Origin of the sequence: Lysinibacillus sp. AR18-8 (assembly GCF_001705465.1) — a bacterium.
GTDB classification, from domain to species: domain Bacteria; phylum Bacillota; class Bacilli; order Bacillales_A; family Planococcaceae; genus Lysinibacillus; species Lysinibacillus capsici.
In genome coordinates this window covers 216,139-232,748 of record NZ_MDGU01000005.1, presented here as the reverse complement: position 1 = coordinate 232,748, position 16,610 = coordinate 216,139, and the positions used below count along the sequence as shown (strand labels likewise).

The 16,610-nt window shown below is 35.2% G+C and carries 16 protein-coding genes; 4 read left to right on the top strand and 12 right to left on the bottom strand.

From position 1 onward, the window contains the following. Window positions 1-167: 167 nt before the first annotated feature. On the bottom strand, window positions 168-2,639 hold the full coding sequence (locus tag BFM98_RS04700; protein ID WP_066036656.1) for an S-layer homology domain-containing protein: 2,472 nt from the start codon (window positions 2,637-2,639) through the stop codon (window positions 168-170). A gap of 676 nt (window positions 2,640-3,315) precedes the next feature. Further along, window positions 3,316-3,852, bottom strand: coding sequence for a TetR/AcrR family transcriptional regulator (locus BFM98_RS04695; protein WP_066036655.1), 537 nt, complete (start codon window positions 3,850-3,852; stop codon window positions 3,316-3,318). Between the two features lie 133 nt (window positions 3,853-3,985). Between BFM98_RS04695 and BFM98_RS04690 the strand changes: the two genes are divergently transcribed. Continuing rightward, entirely contained in the window at window positions 3,986-4,726 is a 741-nt protein-coding gene (locus tag BFM98_RS04690; protein ID WP_254659983.1) for an SDR family oxidoreductase, read from the top strand. A gap of 93 nt (window positions 4,727-4,819) precedes the next feature. Here the strand turns inward: BFM98_RS04690 and BFM98_RS04685 are convergent, their stop codons facing one another. The 4 genes from BFM98_RS04685 to BFM98_RS04670 form a co-directional block, all read right to left on the bottom strand. Continuing rightward, complete coding sequence (locus tag BFM98_RS04685) at window positions 4,820-5,131, bottom strand: cupin domain-containing protein (RefSeq protein WP_066036654.1); 312 nt, start codon at window positions 5,129-5,131, stop codon at window positions 4,820-4,822. Between the two features lie 41 nt (window positions 5,132-5,172). After that, window positions 5,173-6,159, bottom strand: coding sequence for an ABC transporter substrate-binding protein (locus BFM98_RS04680; protein ID WP_066036653.1), 987 nt, complete (start codon window positions 6,157-6,159; stop codon window positions 5,173-5,175). Window positions 6,160-6,241: 82 nt separating this feature from the next. Continuing rightward, a complete protein-coding gene (locus BFM98_RS04675; RefSeq protein WP_066036652.1) occupies window positions 6,242-7,069 on the bottom strand; it encodes a helix-turn-helix transcriptional regulator in 828 nt (275 codons plus the stop codon). Between the two features lie 200 nt (window positions 7,070-7,269). Beyond that, window positions 7,270-7,491 (bottom strand): opine metallophore biosynthesis dehydrogenase, encoded by a 222-nt coding sequence (locus BFM98_RS04670; RefSeq protein WP_139111215.1) that lies wholly within the window; start codon window positions 7,489-7,491, stop codon window positions 7,270-7,272. A gap of 105 nt (window positions 7,492-7,596) precedes the next feature. On the opposite strand from BFM98_RS04670, the gene BFM98_RS04665 reads away from it, so the two are divergent. After that, complete coding sequence (locus BFM98_RS04665) at window positions 7,597-8,217, top strand: flavin reductase family protein (protein WP_066036650.1); 621 nt, start codon at window positions 7,597-7,599, stop codon at window positions 8,215-8,217. Between the two features lie 202 nt (window positions 8,218-8,419). Here the strand turns inward: BFM98_RS04665 and BFM98_RS04660 are convergent, their stop codons facing one another. The 5 genes from BFM98_RS04660 to BFM98_RS04640 all read right to left on the bottom strand — a co-directional run bounded on the left by BFM98_RS04660 (window position 8,420) and on the right by BFM98_RS04640 (window position 12,997). Then, window positions 8,420-9,361 carry an alpha/beta fold hydrolase gene (locus tag BFM98_RS04660; RefSeq protein ID WP_254659986.1) on the bottom strand — a complete coding sequence of 314 codons (942 nt, stop codon included), beginning with the start codon at window positions 9,359-9,361 and terminating at the stop codon, window positions 8,420-8,422. 274 nt (window positions 9,362-9,635) lie between these two features. Continuing rightward, window positions 9,636-10,568 (bottom strand): EamA family transporter, encoded by a 933-nt coding sequence (locus BFM98_RS04655; RefSeq protein ID WP_054550654.1) that lies wholly within the window; start codon window positions 10,566-10,568, stop codon window positions 9,636-9,638. 385 nt (window positions 10,569-10,953) lie between these two features. Beyond that, window positions 10,954-11,163, bottom strand: coding sequence for a hypothetical protein (locus BFM98_RS04650; RefSeq protein ID WP_048391161.1), 210 nt, complete (start codon window positions 11,161-11,163; stop codon window positions 10,954-10,956). A gap of 227 nt (window positions 11,164-11,390) precedes the next feature. Further along, entirely contained in the window at window positions 11,391-12,044 is a 654-nt protein-coding gene (locus BFM98_RS04645; protein WP_066036648.1) for an MBL fold metallo-hydrolase, read from the bottom strand. A 29-nt stretch (window positions 12,045-12,073) separates the two neighbouring features. Then, window positions 12,074-12,997 carry a DMT family transporter gene (locus BFM98_RS04640; RefSeq protein ID WP_066036647.1) on the bottom strand — a complete coding sequence of 308 codons (924 nt, stop codon included), beginning with the start codon at window positions 12,995-12,997 and terminating at the stop codon, window positions 12,074-12,076. 113 nt (window positions 12,998-13,110) lie between these two features. On the opposite strand from BFM98_RS04640, the gene BFM98_RS04635 reads away from it, so the two are divergent. Then, window positions 13,111-14,529 carry an aminotransferase-like domain-containing protein gene (locus BFM98_RS04635; protein ID WP_066036646.1) on the top strand — a complete coding sequence of 473 codons (1,419 nt, stop codon included), beginning with the start codon at window positions 13,111-13,113 and terminating at the stop codon, window positions 14,527-14,529. Window positions 14,530-14,966: 437 nt separating this feature from the next. Beyond that, entirely contained in the window at window positions 14,967-15,437 is a 471-nt protein-coding gene (yiaA, locus tag BFM98_RS04630) for an inner membrane protein YiaA (protein WP_048391167.1), read from the top strand. A 119-nt stretch (window positions 15,438-15,556) separates the two neighbouring features. Here the strand turns inward: yiaA and BFM98_RS04625 are convergent, their stop codons facing one another. Continuing rightward, entirely contained in the window at window positions 15,557-16,606 is a 1,050-nt protein-coding gene (locus tag BFM98_RS04625; protein WP_048391169.1) for a 2,3-butanediol dehydrogenase, read from the bottom strand. Window positions 16,607-16,610: the final 4 nt, after the last annotated feature.

Sequence of the window (16,610 nt, the reverse complement as noted above, 5' to 3'; positions counted from 1 at the left end):
ATATTTTTGGGGTCAGATCACACAGCGGCTCATCGGACGCCCCCTGGAAAGGTCGCTGGCGGAACGGAAATCAACCTCTTGCAGGTCTTTCTCTCCTATTAGTATGATCTTATTTAAACACTAAAAAAGCCCTGTGGAAATCTCCACAGGACTTTTGAACGATTTAATTATTTTGCAATAGAACCGTCTTTTACTTTGTTGTTATTAGCATCAACTAGGTTTGTTGATTTGAATTCAACTACAATGCTGTCTGTTAATGCATAGTCAGCTTTAGTTGTCGCAGTAAGTTTACCACCAGCTACTGTAATAGAAGCAAGTTCTACAGTTGATCCTGCAATTTTAACAGTAACACCTGTTGGAGCAGCTTGATCAGCAATATTTTCAGAGAAATCTACTGTAAATGTTTTGCTATCTACTGCAGTTACTTTAGTAGCAACAGGAACAATATTTTCTTTAAGTGCTACTTGAGTTGTCACTTTTCCACCTTTAAGCGTGTTACCTTTTGTATCTACTACATTGCTAGCTTCAAGTACATAATTACCATTAGCTGTGATAGAACCTTCTGGTAAAGTGAATCTTACTTTCTTAGTACCATCTACAAACTGAAGTTGCGTACCTGCAGGAAGTTCTTTTCCTCCAAGTGTGTAGTTAGCAGCATTTGTAGCTGTTGCAGTCACATCTTTAGCATACTCAACTGTGAATACGTTATTGTCAGTTACAACAACTGGAGTAGCGCCGAATACTAATGAATCTGTTGGTGTTTCAGGTGTAGCTTCAAATACGCCTGTTGTTACATTGAAAGTAACAGTATCAGCAGTTACATTGCCAGCTAAATCTGTTACTGCTTTAGCAGATAACTCGAAAGTGTATGTTGAATTGCTATCTAGATCAATGTCAACTTTTACAGTGTTTTTCTCTGCACCCTCGATTTTACCGTTACCATCTACATCGAAACCTGCATCTGCTTTTACTGCTGTTTCTTTTCCAGTAGTGTAAGCAATACCATTTTGTGTTTTAACAGTTAATTTTCCTTCTACTTTTACTGGCTCACTAAAAGTAAGGTATAATGCATCAACGTCTGTAGTAGCATTTACATCATCAGCTACTAACATTTTAGTAGCAGCAGAAACAAGTGTAGCAGGTGTTAAATCTTTTGAAAGAATAGCATTGAACTCAAATGCATCACCTGCATTACCAGCTAAATCTTTTTGTCCTTCTACTTTAATGTTTGTATTAATGAATGTAGCTGTACCTAAAGCAGATTTAGCATCAATAGTAAATACAGTTTTATCCTCTGTATCTTTAATATCAGCATCTGTTAAATAGAATACAGTTGATCCTACTGTTACTTTTGCATATTCTTTAGTCTCTGCATCTGCATTAAGATTTTGTTTCATTAATTCTTCAGAGAAATCAAACGTAATTTCTGTACCATTCACTGCTGTAGAAACAGTTGGTTTTGAATTATCAACGTCTGCTTTCAAAACTGTGAAGTTAACTGCGATAGGATTTGCGATATTATTAGCGAAGTCAGTTGCACCAACAATGTCTACTTTGTAAGATTGTTCTGCTGTTAATCCAGTAATTGTTAATTTCTTACCAGATAAAGTATAGCGATCTTTTGATAGTTCTGTACCATTTAAGCTGATTGTTCCTTCACTTTGTACAGGCTCGTCGAAAGTGATAACAGCTGTAGTGCCTTTCGCTTCTACAGAATTAACGCTTACAGGAGTCGTATCTGCAAATGTGATTAATTTGTTAAACTCTTCAGTTAGAACTTTAGCATCCGCTTTTGTTTTAATTGGTTTTACAGTTACTTTACCATTTGTTAATTTTACTTCTTTATCTGTTGTTAAAATAACAGTCATACCGTCTTCAGATACTACTGCGTTAGTGATTGCTACACCTTCAACAGCATATTTCGTTGTGATTGCTGCATCTTTTGCATCAACAGCTGTGTTGAATTTCACTTCAAGTTCTTTTGCATTAAGCCCTTTTACAGCTTCTACAGCTGGTGTTACTTCTTGAACTGCATCAATCGTACGTTTTACCATTGTAGCGAATTCTTCGCGGCTAATTTTATCTTGTGGTGCTAATAAAGAGCCTTTCCCATTGATTACACCATTTTCTACAGCTGTTTCTAAGTAAGATACAGCCCATTTAGAAGCTTTAGAAGCATCTGCAAATTGGCTAAGATCTGCTTTACCTGTTAATTGGTAGCCTTGAACGATAACTTTAGCAGCTTGTTCTCTTGTTAATTGAGCTTTAGGCTCAAATTTACCATTGCCCATACCATCAAATAATTCTGGTGAAGTTGCAAGTACTGCATTATAGAACCAATCATTTTCACTAACATCAGAAAAATCTTCAGTGCCAGTAGCTTTTAAATCTAATGCTTTTGATAAAATTTCAGCCGCTTCTGCACGAGTAAGTGTACCAGCTGGGTTGAAGTTTCCTTTTTCATCCCCTTGGATGTAGCCTTTATCAGTTAAAAATTGAACAGCTTCTTTTGCCCAAGATGAAATGCTAGCTGCATCTTGAAATTCCGCAGCTGATGCTACTGGTACGATTGCTGATGCTACAAGTGCTGCTGTAGCTGTAGTTGCGAAAAATTTACGACCTTTGTTTTGTTTTGTCATAGTATATTCCTCCAGAATTTTAATAAATTATATTATTCTGTGAGAACAATATTATCGCGCTATTTAATTATAAAATTATAAAAATATGTATAAATCGTTCCCACAAATAATAATTCAACCAATTATATGTAAAGCAATCTTCTAAATTTTTCATGATTAAATATCCCAATCAAACTGTAATTTGCTTTACAAGACAATAATATAACTTCATTACCAATAAATAAACGCTAAAAATAAGGTAATTTTAATACTGCATTGGTTATATAGGGAATCTTTTCATAAAAAATTTCTATAATTTAGAAATACTATAACCTTTAACGGCAAAAGTAGCTGTTTTAATTATTTTTACAAATAATTCCTTTTTCAATCTAATCCGATTTCATTATTTTTTCGATATAATGATATACAGAATCATAAATTTTTATCCTCCTGAAATTACATCTACGATTCTATTATCCATTTATGCCTCGTTAGAAATATTCAATTGAGTATCTGAATGCTTTGATTGCAAATTCTTCATTTACCACATTATCCTATCTTCCAAAAAGAAATAGATTGCCTTAGCTGAATCTATTAATAAAAAGAAACGGATTGGGAAAATGCTTATTTCCCAATCCGTTTTATAATTTTGATCATAAAAGCACAACAAGCAGTACTTACTTTGAAAGATCAAGACTTAATGAGATCTACTAACAACAGACCAAACTTGTTCAAACAAATGTAGATGGTCCCCCTGATTCCACCGCTCAGCAAAATACGGATTATGGAAGTAAGTAAAAGCGACAATAACTGCCATCCCCTTATTTTCCCAACCACTAATTTCTTCAACTTTTTTAGCAAGATGCTGGAGATGATCTTTAATTAAATCTTTATTTGTTTCTATATAATTTGTATACAGCAGAAACATTTTTTGATGATTTTCATACAGATTTCTTTTGGTTACGTGAAGAAGCCATAGCCAATCATGTAAAGCGATTTCCGCATCAACGCCTTTTTTAGGACTCCATTCAAACAAATCTTTAGAAGTATTATCCAACCACTTAAGGGCAAGCTTTTGGAGCAAATCTTCTTTATTCTTATAGTGTTTATAAAGCGCAGCATGTGTAACGCCTAGCATCTTTGCAATATCTGATAATGTCGTTTTATTTATACCTTTGTTTAAAATTATTGCTTCAGCCGTAGAAAAAATCTTCTCTTCTGAAAGAATAGCCATTAAATATACTCCTTTCGCTTCTCATAGTTACATTTTGTTGACAATGTAACTATAACATGTGTAATATACAATAACAAAGTTACAAAATTAAAAAATTGTAACTTTTAATAACAGGTTGTGGAGGATGAATTTTATGGTGAAAGAAATGTATAAACGTGTTGCTTTGGTATTAGGCGGATCTGGAGGGATAGGACGTACTGTTGTAGCAAAATTAGCACAAGAAGGTTATGCAGTTGGCGTTCACTTTTCTTCAAGTGAATCAAAGGCTAACGAATTAGTTGAAGAAATATTAGCTGATAAAGGACATGCTATAGGTGTGGGAGGTGATGTAGCAAATGAAATAGAAATGAGTATGGCTTTTGATCAAGTAGAAAACGCTTTTGGTGGTATAGATGTCGTGATAAATACAGCAGGAATCATGTTACTTAGTCCAATTGCAGATTTGAATTTAAATGATTTAGATAAAATGCATCGCACAAACATCAGAGGTACATTTGTTATCTCACAATTAGCTGCACAACGAGTAAGGAGAGGTGGCTCCATAATTAATTTCTCTACCTCTGTTACTCGTAGCCAATTTCCAAACTATGGTGCTTATGTAGCAAGTAAAGCAGCTGTTGAATCTATTTCAATGATTCTAGCTCGTGAATTAAGAGGAAAAGATATAACTGTTAATGCAATAGCTCCTGGACCAACGGCAACACCTTTGTTCTTCAATGGAAAAGATGAAAAACAGATTCATAATTTAGCAAATGCTGTACCATTAGAAAGACTAGGAGAACCTAGGGATATTTCAGAAGTTGTTTCTTTTTTAGCAGGACCAGCACGTTGGGTAAATGGACAAGTAATCTTTGTAAATGGTGGTTTAGCTTAATAACGAACTGTTACCAAGGTAAATACCCCTTTAGATTAATCTAAAGGGGTAAGATAAAAAATCATCTATCTCTTTTTGTTATTCTGGTAATGCCTACATGACCTTAGGCTCCACAAGCATAATATGGCATTCCTTTTCAGCAAAGGGCTTGTGGTCTGCTTCTCCCGGAACAATAAACATCTCACCTTTGGATATTTTCACCTGACCATCCCGAAAAGCAATAAACATCTCCCCTTCGAGCACAATAAATACCTTATCAGCCCCTTGATGTTCATGCCATATAAAATCCCCAGCAATCTTCACCACTTTGAATTGAAAATCGTGTATTTCACCAATAATTTTCGGTGACCAAAGCTCCTTTAATTCGGATAATTTCTCATTTATATTGATAACTTGATCTTGCATATTCATCTCTCCTTATTTACTTTTGGAAAAGGTTTTTCCTATTATTCGTCCTTTTGTAAGGCTTCTGTTATATTTTGCAAAGCGTACTCGATAGCTAATGGACCTCCTGTAATAGCGGAAGTATCCATTAAATGAATATTACCTTTTTTTACGGCATTCATATTATTCCAGACATTGCTTTGATTTAACTCACTCATTAATGCTTCCTTTTTTGTAATATCACCGATAAGGAAAATATGGTCTGCTTGAATAGTTGAGATGCCTTCAAATGCAGCGAATTGATTATTATTCCCCTTAAATGTATGATCTGGTGTTAGACCCAAACCCTTTTCTTTATCGAAAGCAAGTGTATAAACAGGGTTATCTTCACCAAGAACATTAAACGTTTTTCCGTCCCAAGACAAAATAAGCGCTACAGACTCTCCTTGAATTGACTTTAATGCTTCACGTCCTGTTGAGATATCTTTCATCATTTTATCAATTACTTTTTCCGCCTCATCGTCTTTTCCGATAATCTCGGCTACTGTACGAAGTCCATATTGCCAGTCTTCGTAGATGTCCTGTGATTGCAACGTAATGACTGGGGCGATTTTTTCTAGGGATTCATACAATTTTTCATGATGTTCTGTTGCTAAAATATAATCAGGACCAATCGATAGCGTTTTTTCAATACTAGGAGACAATTTATCGCCTAATTCCTCTGTTGAATCTAGCTTACCGTTTAAATAAGACAAAGTGGATAAATATTCTTTATCAGTAGAAGCTGCAGGTGGCTCACCTAATGCAACTAAAATTTCAGGGTAAAAATACCATAATGAAACAATTTTTTCTGGTTCTTTCTCGATGACAAATTCTTTACCTAGGGCATCTTTAATTGTTCTAGGCCAAGCAGTTTCTTCTACATTAGCTGCTGATGAAGATATGTCTTCTGTAGTTAACCCCTTACTTTCAGCAGGCGATTTATGACAACCTCCCAATATACCTGCTAGTAGTAGCATTAAAAATAGCAGTCCATTAATCTTTTGCATTGAAATTCCTCCAACATAAAATCTCTGATATACACTTAGTATAGTAAAGTCATGTTTGGCGGAGAATGGATGCTTGGTGAACTTAGCATGGATTATTGATGAACTTATCTCGATATTCAGTAGGAGAGATACCATATTGCTTCTTGAATACTCTACTAAAATAAAAGGGGTCAGTAATTCCCACCGTTTCTGCAATTTGTTGTACAGGCACATCACTTGTAAATAGCATTTTTTGAGCCATGTTTATACGATAGTTTAATAAATATTCTGCTGGACCCATCCCTGCATGCTTTCTAAATATATAAGATAGTCGATTTCGATTAACGTTATATTGTTCGGCAAGAGAGGTAATGGAAAGGCTTTGATAATAGTTTTCATGAATATAAGTAGTTATTCGTTCGAATAGAGTGTGTGACGCACAGCTATTTTGTCGATTAGCCACACATAATAATGCTTCATTCAGTACATCACGAAATAGCATTTCTGTCTGAAACATTGATATACCTCCACGCTGATTATATACATGCCATAGACGCATAATTAACTCGATTAGACGAGGAGATTGTCCTATCGGTAATTCAAAATGCTGATGTGAAAAGCTTGTCTCTGCTAAATTCTCCGTACATATCCTGTACAAAACCAGAATATATTCCCAATTTGCATCATCAAAATTTTTTTGATTTAGTTTCATTTTCGCTCCCCCGTGTACAACTTTTCCTGGTGAAAAGATGTAAGGGGTGCCATTAAATTGAAATTCTATTTTTCCAGAAAGGGGAAAAACAAATCCTGGAAAAGAATCTGTATAATCAGCGAAAGGTACACCTGTATTTCTAGAATATCGATAGATTCCTTTTACTTGGAAAGGAGTGTTTGCTAAATGCTCTGCAAGCTGATTTACGTCGATTTTCATACTTATATACCTCATTTCAATAATAATTCGTTTAGTCTTCGTAGTTAGGTTGAATTATAGTTTTCATCTTATTCATTACCAAAATATAAAAAGGTAGGGATGACGGCTCTCGCCTATCCCTACCTTATCGATAATGATTATCATTGTCAATTAAGTTGGATCCTCCCTCTTATACCAAAGATCCATCAACCTCACTCATTTCATTTCTCTATCTTTTGTCCTCTTCCTAAAAGCAATTTCTTGCAAATCATCTCTATTTCTTGTGAAAAAGATTTTATTTGGAAGGCTTCTGAAAGCCTTTGATTCTCAGATAAAGCTACTACTTGTAACAATTTTTCTTCATAAGTTTGTACAAAATGATCAAGCGTCGGACTGGTTACTTTCGCAATATGGAGACTTGAAACTATACCTTTGCTCAACATTATAGATTGAAGTATCAATTTTGTAATCAACACTTCGATGAACGTCGAAATGTTTATATTTTACAATGAGTCTGACAGTGAAAACATTTATGGGAGGAACTAAAAATGAAAATAATGAAACAAATGCCAAATACAAAAAAAATAAATCCTAAAATTTTATATTATGGATTTCCTGTAATTTTACTAAGTACGTTAAATGAGGATGGAACAGTAAATATTAGCCCTTTATCTTCTTCTTGGGTATTAGGAGATTGCATTATCTTAGGGATTGGTCTTGGAGGAAAGGCAATTGAAAACTTAGAACATCATCCTGAATGTGTCATAAATATCCCAGACCCCTCTCTCTGGGAAAACGTGGAACAGTTAGCTCCTTACACAGGAAAAAATCCAGTTCCAGATTTTAAGAAACAGATCGGTTTTACATTTAGAAAAGAGAAATGTGATATTAGTTGCTTAACACCTATTGGGTCTACAACGGTTATTCCTACTCGAATTATGGAGTGTCCTATTCAAATCGAAGCAAAGGTAAAACATATACGTATTCCAGATTATTCTCCTAATTTTGCTATCGTTGAGACCCAAACGACACAAGTACATGCCCACGAAGAAATAATTATTGACGAAAATCATATTGATCCAAATAAATGGAGTCCACTAATTTATAATTTTCGTCATTATTTTGGTTTGGGTAGCAACCTTGGGAATAACTTCCGCTCTGAGATCTAAACATTGGGATTAAAACATATGGTTCACAAAAAAAGACCAGGTTCTCATTTGAGCGCCTGGTTATTTGTTAATAATTAGGTCTATAATTAGGTCTATAATAATATGCTTGCTGCTCATACGCACTAAATACTTCACTATTAAGCAATACAATAATTAAATCTGTTTTTTTCCATTTAGAGATGAAAAATCTTTCTTAGAACATTCACTTTATCTCTTTCATAAATTCTCTAAAGTCTTCAACGATTTCTTTTGCTTTTGTACGATATAAGAAATGATCCCCTTCAAATGTCATTACTTTCCCATGGACAGAATTAGCTATTTGTTTTTTATGCTCTGGTATCCATCTGTCCGTTACTGGATGCTTCTCTTGTATAAACAAAATAACTGGAAGATTTTTAGGGAATATTAAACTTTCAGCCGCTTTAAAGTTAGCATACATCATTTCAGCTTCATTTAACTGGCTGAGATTATACATATTTTTGTGCTTAAGAATTTTCAGTTGTTCTTTTGTTTTCTCATCATAGGGTAGTTCGACATATGGGTCATCACTAAGCTTCACCTGCAATCTAGCTAAACCTGATTTTTTTAGTAGTTTTAAAGTAGTTATTACTGAAGGTTCAATCTTTCTTTCACTTATTGTCGGAACACTACTATCCAGCCCGACAAATGCACTTACTTCGTTTGGATATTTGTTCACATAATCCAATCCGTAAAGGCCTGAAATGGAGTGACCCATTAGAATATAACGCTCAATTTGAAGACGCTGTAATGCTTCATGGATTTCACTAACAATATTCTCAGTGCTTCTTTCTTTTTCGGTAAGAGTACTTAATCCATAACCAAAAGGCTCAATGACCACAACCTTGTAAAATGGAGATAATTCATCTACTAGTAGTTGAAAATCAAGTGCTGGTGCTGCTGTTCCATAACCAGGTAAGAGTACGACGGTTTCTTCTCCTTCTCCCTGGATAAAGACATTCATTTTTTTCCCATCTACGGTGACAGACTGACCATAAGTTTCTAGTTTTCCTTGCTCCATTTTGCTACAAACAATATCAACAAGGAAAACAACCGCTAATAAAAGTAATATGGCTATAATTAAACCTACTACTATTTTACTTATAAAGGTTATCGTTTTTTTCATTATTTTGGCACGAGGGTATAGAACAGCAAGCGATAACTGTGTTTTCCTTTCTTCTCGTGCCACACCTCCCTTTCATACTTTCTTCTCCCTATCAATCTATCTCGGCTACTTTCATAAACCGCTAAGGATAGCTTATACAATGAAGGTGTACTGCCTATGACAACAATATGAACAGCGTATGAACAAAAAAATAGTACGTCATTAAATAAATACAGAAAGGACCTAATGATTCTTTTGCTATGACATTGCTTAATTGACATGAAAAAAAGGATCTTCAAATCGAAGATCCTTTTGCTACTTTGTCAGATTTTCTGTATTTAGCTTTTACATTTTTTAATAATCCATCTTTATCAAGCAAAGTTGGTAAACTGATACCGATAACGATTATGACAATACCTGCTATTTGCAAAGTTGTAACCGTTTCGCTTAAGAGGATAACTGATACCATCACCGCGATTGGCAATTCAACAGCACTCAATATGGATGACATACCTAATCCCACTTTAGGCACTGCAATTGTGAATAAGAAAACTGGTATAATCATGCCAAATAACCCCAATGCTAAACCATAAATCCACAGTCCTTCGTTAAACAAAGTGCCATTCCAAATAATTTCTGGAGACTGAAAAGCCGCAGTCGTCATGAAAGCGAAGAAAGAAACCAATACTAAGCGATTAGAGGTTGTCATACTTGCGGTTGTCTTTCCGTTTACATATAAAAATAAGGAGTAACAAAGAGCAGCTGCTAAACCCCATAACCACCCTTGAAAAGGTATTTGAGACAAATCAACATCAATTATGCCTGCAGCTGGTATGGTTCCAGCTACTAATATAATTAAAGAGATGAATTCAATTCTACTTGGAAATTGCCGTTTTGTGATACAAGAAATCAGCATACCAATCCATGTAAATTGGAACAGTAATACTACTGCCAAGGAAGCAGGCAAAAAGTTTAAAGAATGACCATATAAAATATTTGTTAACCCTGTTAACATGCCTGCAAACAGAAGGATTTTAACGCCTTTAAAGCTAAAATTTGATCTATTTGTAACTAAGGAAATACATACTGCTATACAAAAGCCGATAAAAAACTGACTTGTAACTGCCTCAGATACAGAAAAGCCACTACGCATTGCCAGTTTTATAATAGTTGAAACGATACCAAAACTACTAGCTGCAATCACTACTAATAGGGGATAAAGATACATCTTGATTATTCACTTCCCTCTCAAAACTTGTCTATTGATGAAATTTTGTTTATGATTTTGAGATGTCGAAAAAAATCATAATCTCCAATATATATCACAGATTGTTATTTTACAATCTTTTTTTCGTTAATAATGTATCCTCTCGTAGAGGAAAACCTAATTTTTAAAAATGATAAAAAAGCCAAAACCCACATGTATCAAGGGTTTGGCTTTTATCTTTGTATTTCATTAATAAAGAATGTTAAATTGAATGTTTTTTCTCAATTTCCTTCAGCATAAATTTTATACTGTAATAATCCAATCAAAAAAACACCCCCCTCTATAAAGAACATAGAAGTGAGATGTTTTTAATGTTCACTAATAGTATTAGAATGGCCGCAAACGTTTAGCGTGACTCTTTTGGCGGTTGGCATACATCACATTTTCGTTGGTTTTTATTTTTAAATTTCGTAAATGTTTTTTCAAAGTTAGTACCACATGCACATTTAAATAGTAGCTTTTGAGAAAAACCATGGTATTCAGTCGTTAGCAACTTACTTTCTGAATTGTTCTCAACAAATTTCTGAATTTCACCAATCGTCCAACGTTTATTCATTTCCTTACACCTCCATATTTAATCGTTCCGCGGAGGCTTTTCTTGGCATCCGTTATAAAAAAGAGCTTAAGTATCTTAAGTGCCTCATTATAACATGAGCTGGCTCACAATAAAACAGAAGTTTTACAAGCGTTGGAGGGCTGTACTCTTGCCTGTTACGGTTCGAGCGAGCCTCTAAACATTTGGTTTTCTAAGGAAATTTCATCTTTAATCATTATTTTTAAGATTCAAAGCTTTTGAATCTGCTCTTTAATATCCACCGTGCATAATCCTCCGTGATAACAAATCACCGATTCAATGTCTAGGTCTACATATTTTTTTAAAGATTGTTGAGCAACCTCTATATCTAAAGTGGTTGGAACATGTATCCCTCCCAATATACCATTTACACTATACATCGAATCGCCGGCAACAAGCGTTTTACTTTGCTTCAAATATAAACTAATATGGCCAGGCGTATGTCCTGGCGTATGGATAACTCGTATTCCCCCACAATATGGTAGTTCTTGACCGTCTTTCAAGGTCTCATCCACTTTCCCCTTGGGTGGATTCTCTATGTGCCCGTCTTTCAAAAGCGGTAAATCCCCTTGAATATAAGGCTTATCTAGTTTATGCGCATAAATTTTTATATGACTACCGCAATTTTGCAATATTTCAGGAAGACTGCCTATATGATCGATATCCTGATGTGTCAAAATCACAACTTTTAATTGGTTGAACGACACGCCTACATCTTCCATTGCCTTACGTAAATCTTCCATTTGACCTGAACATCCAGTATCAATTAAAACAGCCATCTCCTGATCCCATAAAAGCGTTGGATGAATGAAGGCTCCGTTAAATTTAAGCTCCAGAATCTCTACTCCCCTAGAAATTTTCATCATTTCTTCCCCTTTATGATTAGATTTTATTATTCTTTTACATCCTGAAGAACAGTCCTCTTCCGCCAAAGCAACTCTCTCAATGTTTCAAAATTGACTAGAATCGTTCCAACAATAATCGTCAGCGTACCTATTCCTGTTAACCACGAAATATATTCATGATAGAAGGTAACACCTAATATAACGGCAATTACTGGTGAGATATACAGCCATGTGGACGGAAAAACAGGATTTGTTCGTGACACAAGCCAATAATAAATGCTGTGACCAATCATTGAACCAAAAATAATCAAATAAAAAAGAGAACCAATTGAAGCTGGACTTAAAAGATAATGAAGCTGAATGTTCTCAGTAAAAAGTGACAAAATGATTAATAAAATCCCTCCATGCATCATTTGTGCTGCATTTAAAGCAATTGGAGATGTTGTTCCAAATTTTTGGATGACATGCTTCGTATAAATTGTTCCAGATGCATAGAAAACTTCACCTAAAATAATAGCGAAACAACCAACCATCCAGAAGGGACTAATCTCAATTGCAAAACTAGGTAAGATTAAGAACGTAACACCAATGACTCCGACAACACAACCAATAAATGATTTTCGGTCTCCTTTTTGCTTCAATATAAATGTCTGAATAACAATAATCATCATTGGACCTGTAGCAGATAAGACAGCTGCGATTCCAGATGTCACATACTGTTCTGCCCAATATAATGTGGCAAACGTTCCAAAGGTTAAGGCCACTCCTGTAAAAAACATTTCTTTTCGAAATAATAACCGGATTGTCGTTTTTTCGCGCCAAACCATAAAACTAAATAGTAGTAAACCGGCAATGAAAAAACGAAGACCAGCTGATAAAAACGGAGGAACTCCTGCATCAACACCAACTTTAATTGCTAAAAATGTTGTCCCAAAAATCAAACACATAAAGAAATAATTAATCATTACCATATCAAACTCCTCCTCTTTTTCTATCATAAAAGAAGTAGGATAGAACAGATTAAAAAGGATAGAACAGATCAATTTGGTTCGTGGTACAATCGGTTTGAATAGGAGGAATCGATGTGGGCAAAGCAAATCAAAATGAAGATTATCTTTTTAAGAAAGTCTATGATGATGTACTGGACCGAATAGAGCGTAAAGAATGGAAAGAACATGAAAAGCTTCCCTCCGTCCGGCAATTAGCATCTGAAATGAATGTCCATCGGCTAACGGTATTAAAAGCTTATCAACTATTAAAACAGCATGACAAAGTTTATGTAAAAGATAAATCAGGCTATTTTGTCCAATCAATTGTAACAAAATATATTGAATGTTTAGATCAGGACAATCCCATTGTTTCAGCATACGTAAAAAAAAATCATTTATCCGAAATCCATCAGCCATCTGTTTCCTATCATTTTTCTCAGGCATTGATTGATCCCAATCTTTTGCCTAATCACTATTTTTCAAATTACGTGAAGGAAGTGTTTGACCTATATCCGAAAGTACTGGCAACCTACTCAACGGTGCAAGGTGATTTAGAGCTACGTGAGACACTGACCCAATATTTTATCAACCACTATAAAACACATTTGAGTGCAGATGAACTGTTAATAACGTCTGGCTCACAGCAAGCCATTCACTTAATTGCTCAAGCTTTTATTAAGCCAAGAGACGTCGTTTTATTTGAACGTCCAAGCTATAGTGCTGCAATTGATATTTTTAAAGCACAAGGAGCACAGATAGTTACGGTTGATATCCACCCTGAGGGCTACGATTTAGAACAGGTCGAATACTATATTAAAAAATACAAGCCACGCCTTTTTTATCTCAACCCTACCTTCCATAATCCAACTGGTTATACGATTTCTGTCGAGCAACGCAAAAGATTAGTGGAATTAGCTGAGTACTATCGGTTTCTAATAATAGAAGACGATGCCTATCACGACATTTATTTTGACCAAGCCCCACCACCTCCAATTTACACATTTGATAGTGTTGGGACAGTCATTTATATCCGAAGCTTTTGCAAATACATCTCTCCTGGTTTGAGAATTGCAACTGTTATTTGTCCATCATCATTAATCAAATCACTATTAACAGAAAAATCGCTAGCTGATAATGGCTCACCACTTCTCAATCAAAAAATTTTTCTCCATTACTTCTCCTCACTAAGATTGCAACAACATTTGGAGAAAATCCGGATTGCCCTACAGATTCGAAAGGAAATTATGGAGGAAGAGCTAGCTGTAACAGGCTGGCGATGGAACAGTCCAAAAGGCGGTCTAAATTTATGGGTACAGCTCCCAGACGATCTTCCAACTGAATTATTATTATCTAGAAGCATCGAACAATCGATCTCCTTTGTGCCAGGTCAAGTTTGTGATCCATTAAAACAACTATCCTCTTGGATACGTTTAAGCTATTCCTATGCAAACGAAAAACAGCTAAGAGAAGGAGTAAAAAAGTTGGTTACAGTGGCGCAATCACTTTCTAAGTGATCGGACTAGCGATTTAATTAAATCTATAAACGGTGGTATTCACAGCTTTATCAACCATTTCAATTATTTTTTCATCGGTGGCACGAATCGTAATAAGCGGTAGACATAGCAACAACAGGCAGACATATACACCTAACATATTCAGCTGTCTATTTGAATAATATGAAAAAAAGTTATACACCTAGCTCTTATCTGTTCAAAATAATTACAGCAAATCACAGCAAAAAATTGTTCTCTGTGTAGAACACAATTTTACCAAGGAATGATAAGAGTGCTTTCAGATTTGAGAAAGCCATATTAACTCTATATTCCAGTAAAAATAACAGCCAAATTAACTTTATTATTGAAGAGCGAGATTTAGAAAAATTTCTATTCTCATAACCTCCCTGTAGAATGATAGAATGTTTTTATACAGTGATAGAAGGAGGAGAAAGATATTGTCTAATCAAAATGAGTCTTCATTAGATAAGGAAAAGCAGCCTAATCCGAAAGTTAAAGTAGAAAGAAAAGAGGGGGAACCAACTGCTGCTTTCAAGGGGGCTTCCTGGGGCGCATTGTTAGTAGGTGTTACGGCATATTTTATAGGCTTGTTTAATGCAACGATGCAACTAAACGAAAAAGGATATTACCTAGCTGTTTTAATATTTGGACTCTATTCAGCAATATCCTTACAAAAAGCAGTAAGAGATAAAGAAGAGGGAATACCAGTTACTAGTATTTATTATGGTATTAGCTGGGTTGCACTTATTGTATCTATTTCATTAATGGGCATTGGGTTATATAATGCTGGAAGTATTGTTTTAAGCGAAAAAGGGTTCTATGGTATGTCATTTGTTCTAAGTTTATTTGCATCCATCACGGTTCAAAAGAATATTAGAGACACACAGAGAGCTAGAGAAAGAGATTAAGTTACTGAAAGAGTCGAGAAGTTCATTCTCGATTCCTTTTGTCATTTTTTCTTAAGCTCCATACTCCTCCAGACTATAAAAAAAGAGCATGGCTGTCATCAGCCATACTCCTCTCAATTTTATTTTTCTCCGCTTATTTCGACTAAAATTTTAGATTGTGTTTTGTCATTTGTTAACGTTTTGAATCCTTTTTCAACAATCTCATCTAGGTCAATTTGACTTGTGATGATCCCTTGTGGATTTAGTTGACCAGCGCTCATTGCATCAATTGTTCTTTGGAAAATTGACGGTGTATAAACAATGGATGATAATACATTAACACCTGTGTTTGTAAGTTGCATTGGATTCCATTCGATTGGTCTTGCAAAAATCGAAACAATCATCATGTTACCACGAGGTTTTGTTACATCAATTGCTTGTTTAAAGGTAGGAGCAACTCCTGCCACCTCAAAGGATACATCAACCCCATCTGCAACAATCGCACGAACTGCTTGTACAGGATTTTCTTTACCTGAATTAATAGCATGGGTTGCACCTAATTCTTTTGCCTTTTCTAATCGATCATCGGATAAATCTAATACGATAACTTTACTAGCACCTGATGCTTTTGCAGCGATTACTGTTAATAATCCAATTGGTCCAGCTCCAAATACAGCAACAGAATCACCTAATGTAACCCCAGCATCTTTAACAGCTTGTACAGCAACAGCCATTGGTTCTACCAGTGCACCATCTTGTAATGTTAAGTTATCTGCTAAACGATGTATATTCGTTACAGGGACATTAACATATTCCGCAAATCCACCGTTTCCATGTAAACCAATAAAGTTAAATCCATCATAACGATCGACTTCTTCATGTTTATTTCTATATGTTAATGTAGGATTGATGACAACTCGGTCCCCAGCCTTAAAGTCAGTAACCTTAGAGCCAACTTCTTCGATGATACCAGCAAATTCATGTCCCATTGTAAGTGGGGCAACTTCACCTGTTAATTCAGCTTTTTCATTAACTGGTACGAAAACCGGACCTTCTTCGTATTCATGCAAATCACTTCCACAAATACCAGCCCACGCTACTTTTACTTTCACTTCTTCTTCTCTTAAAGCGCGTAATTCAACCTCTTCAACTCTAATATCTTTCACACCATGCCAAACTGCAGCTTTCATTTAT

Coding starts and splice junctions, on each gene's coding strand:
- BFM98_RS04700 (WP_066036656.1), bottom strand. CDS start 2,639: ATGACAAAACAAAACAAAGGTCGTAAATTTTTCGCAACTACAGCTACA.
- BFM98_RS04695 (WP_066036655.1), bottom strand. CDS start 3,852: ATGGCTATTCTTTCAGAAGAGAAGATTTTTTCTACGGCTGAAGCAATA.
- BFM98_RS04690 (WP_254659983.1), top strand. CDS start 3,986: ATGGTGAAAGAAATGTATAAACGTGTTGCTTTGGTATTAGGCGGATCT.
- BFM98_RS04685 (WP_066036654.1), bottom strand. CDS start 5,131: ATGCAAGATCAAGTTATCAATATAAATGAGAAATTATCCGAATTAAAG.
- BFM98_RS04680 (WP_066036653.1), bottom strand. CDS start 6,159: ATGCAAAAGATTAATGGACTGCTATTTTTAATGCTACTACTAGCAGGT.
- BFM98_RS04675 (WP_066036652.1), bottom strand. CDS start 7,069: ATGAAAATCGACGTAAATCAGCTTGCAGAGCATTTAGCAAACACTCCT.
- BFM98_RS04670 (WP_139111215.1), bottom strand. CDS start 7,491: ATGTTGAGCAAAGGTATAGTTTCAAGTCTCCATATTGCGAAAGTAACC.
- BFM98_RS04665 (WP_066036650.1), top strand. CDS start 7,597: ATGAAAATAATGAAACAAATGCCAAATACAAAAAAAATAAATCCTAAA.
- BFM98_RS04660 (WP_254659986.1), bottom strand. CDS start 9,361: ATGAAAAAAACGATAACCTTTATAAGTAAAATAGTAGTAGGTTTAATT.
- BFM98_RS04655 (WP_054550654.1), bottom strand. CDS start 10,568: ATGTATCTTTATCCCCTATTAGTAGTGATTGCAGCTAGTAGTTTTGGT.
- BFM98_RS04650 (WP_048391161.1), bottom strand. CDS start 11,163: ATGAATAAACGTTGGACGATTGGTGAAATTCAGAAATTTGTTGAGAAC.
- BFM98_RS04645 (WP_066036648.1), bottom strand. CDS start 12,044: ATGAAAATTTCTAGGGGAGTAGAGATTCTGGAGCTTAAATTTAACGGA.
- BFM98_RS04640 (WP_066036647.1), bottom strand. CDS start 12,997: ATGGTAATGATTAATTATTTCTTTATGTGTTTGATTTTTGGGACAACA.
- BFM98_RS04625 (WP_048391169.1), bottom strand. CDS start 16,606: ATGAAAGCTGCAGTTTGGCATGGTGTGAAAGATATTAGAGTTGAAGAG.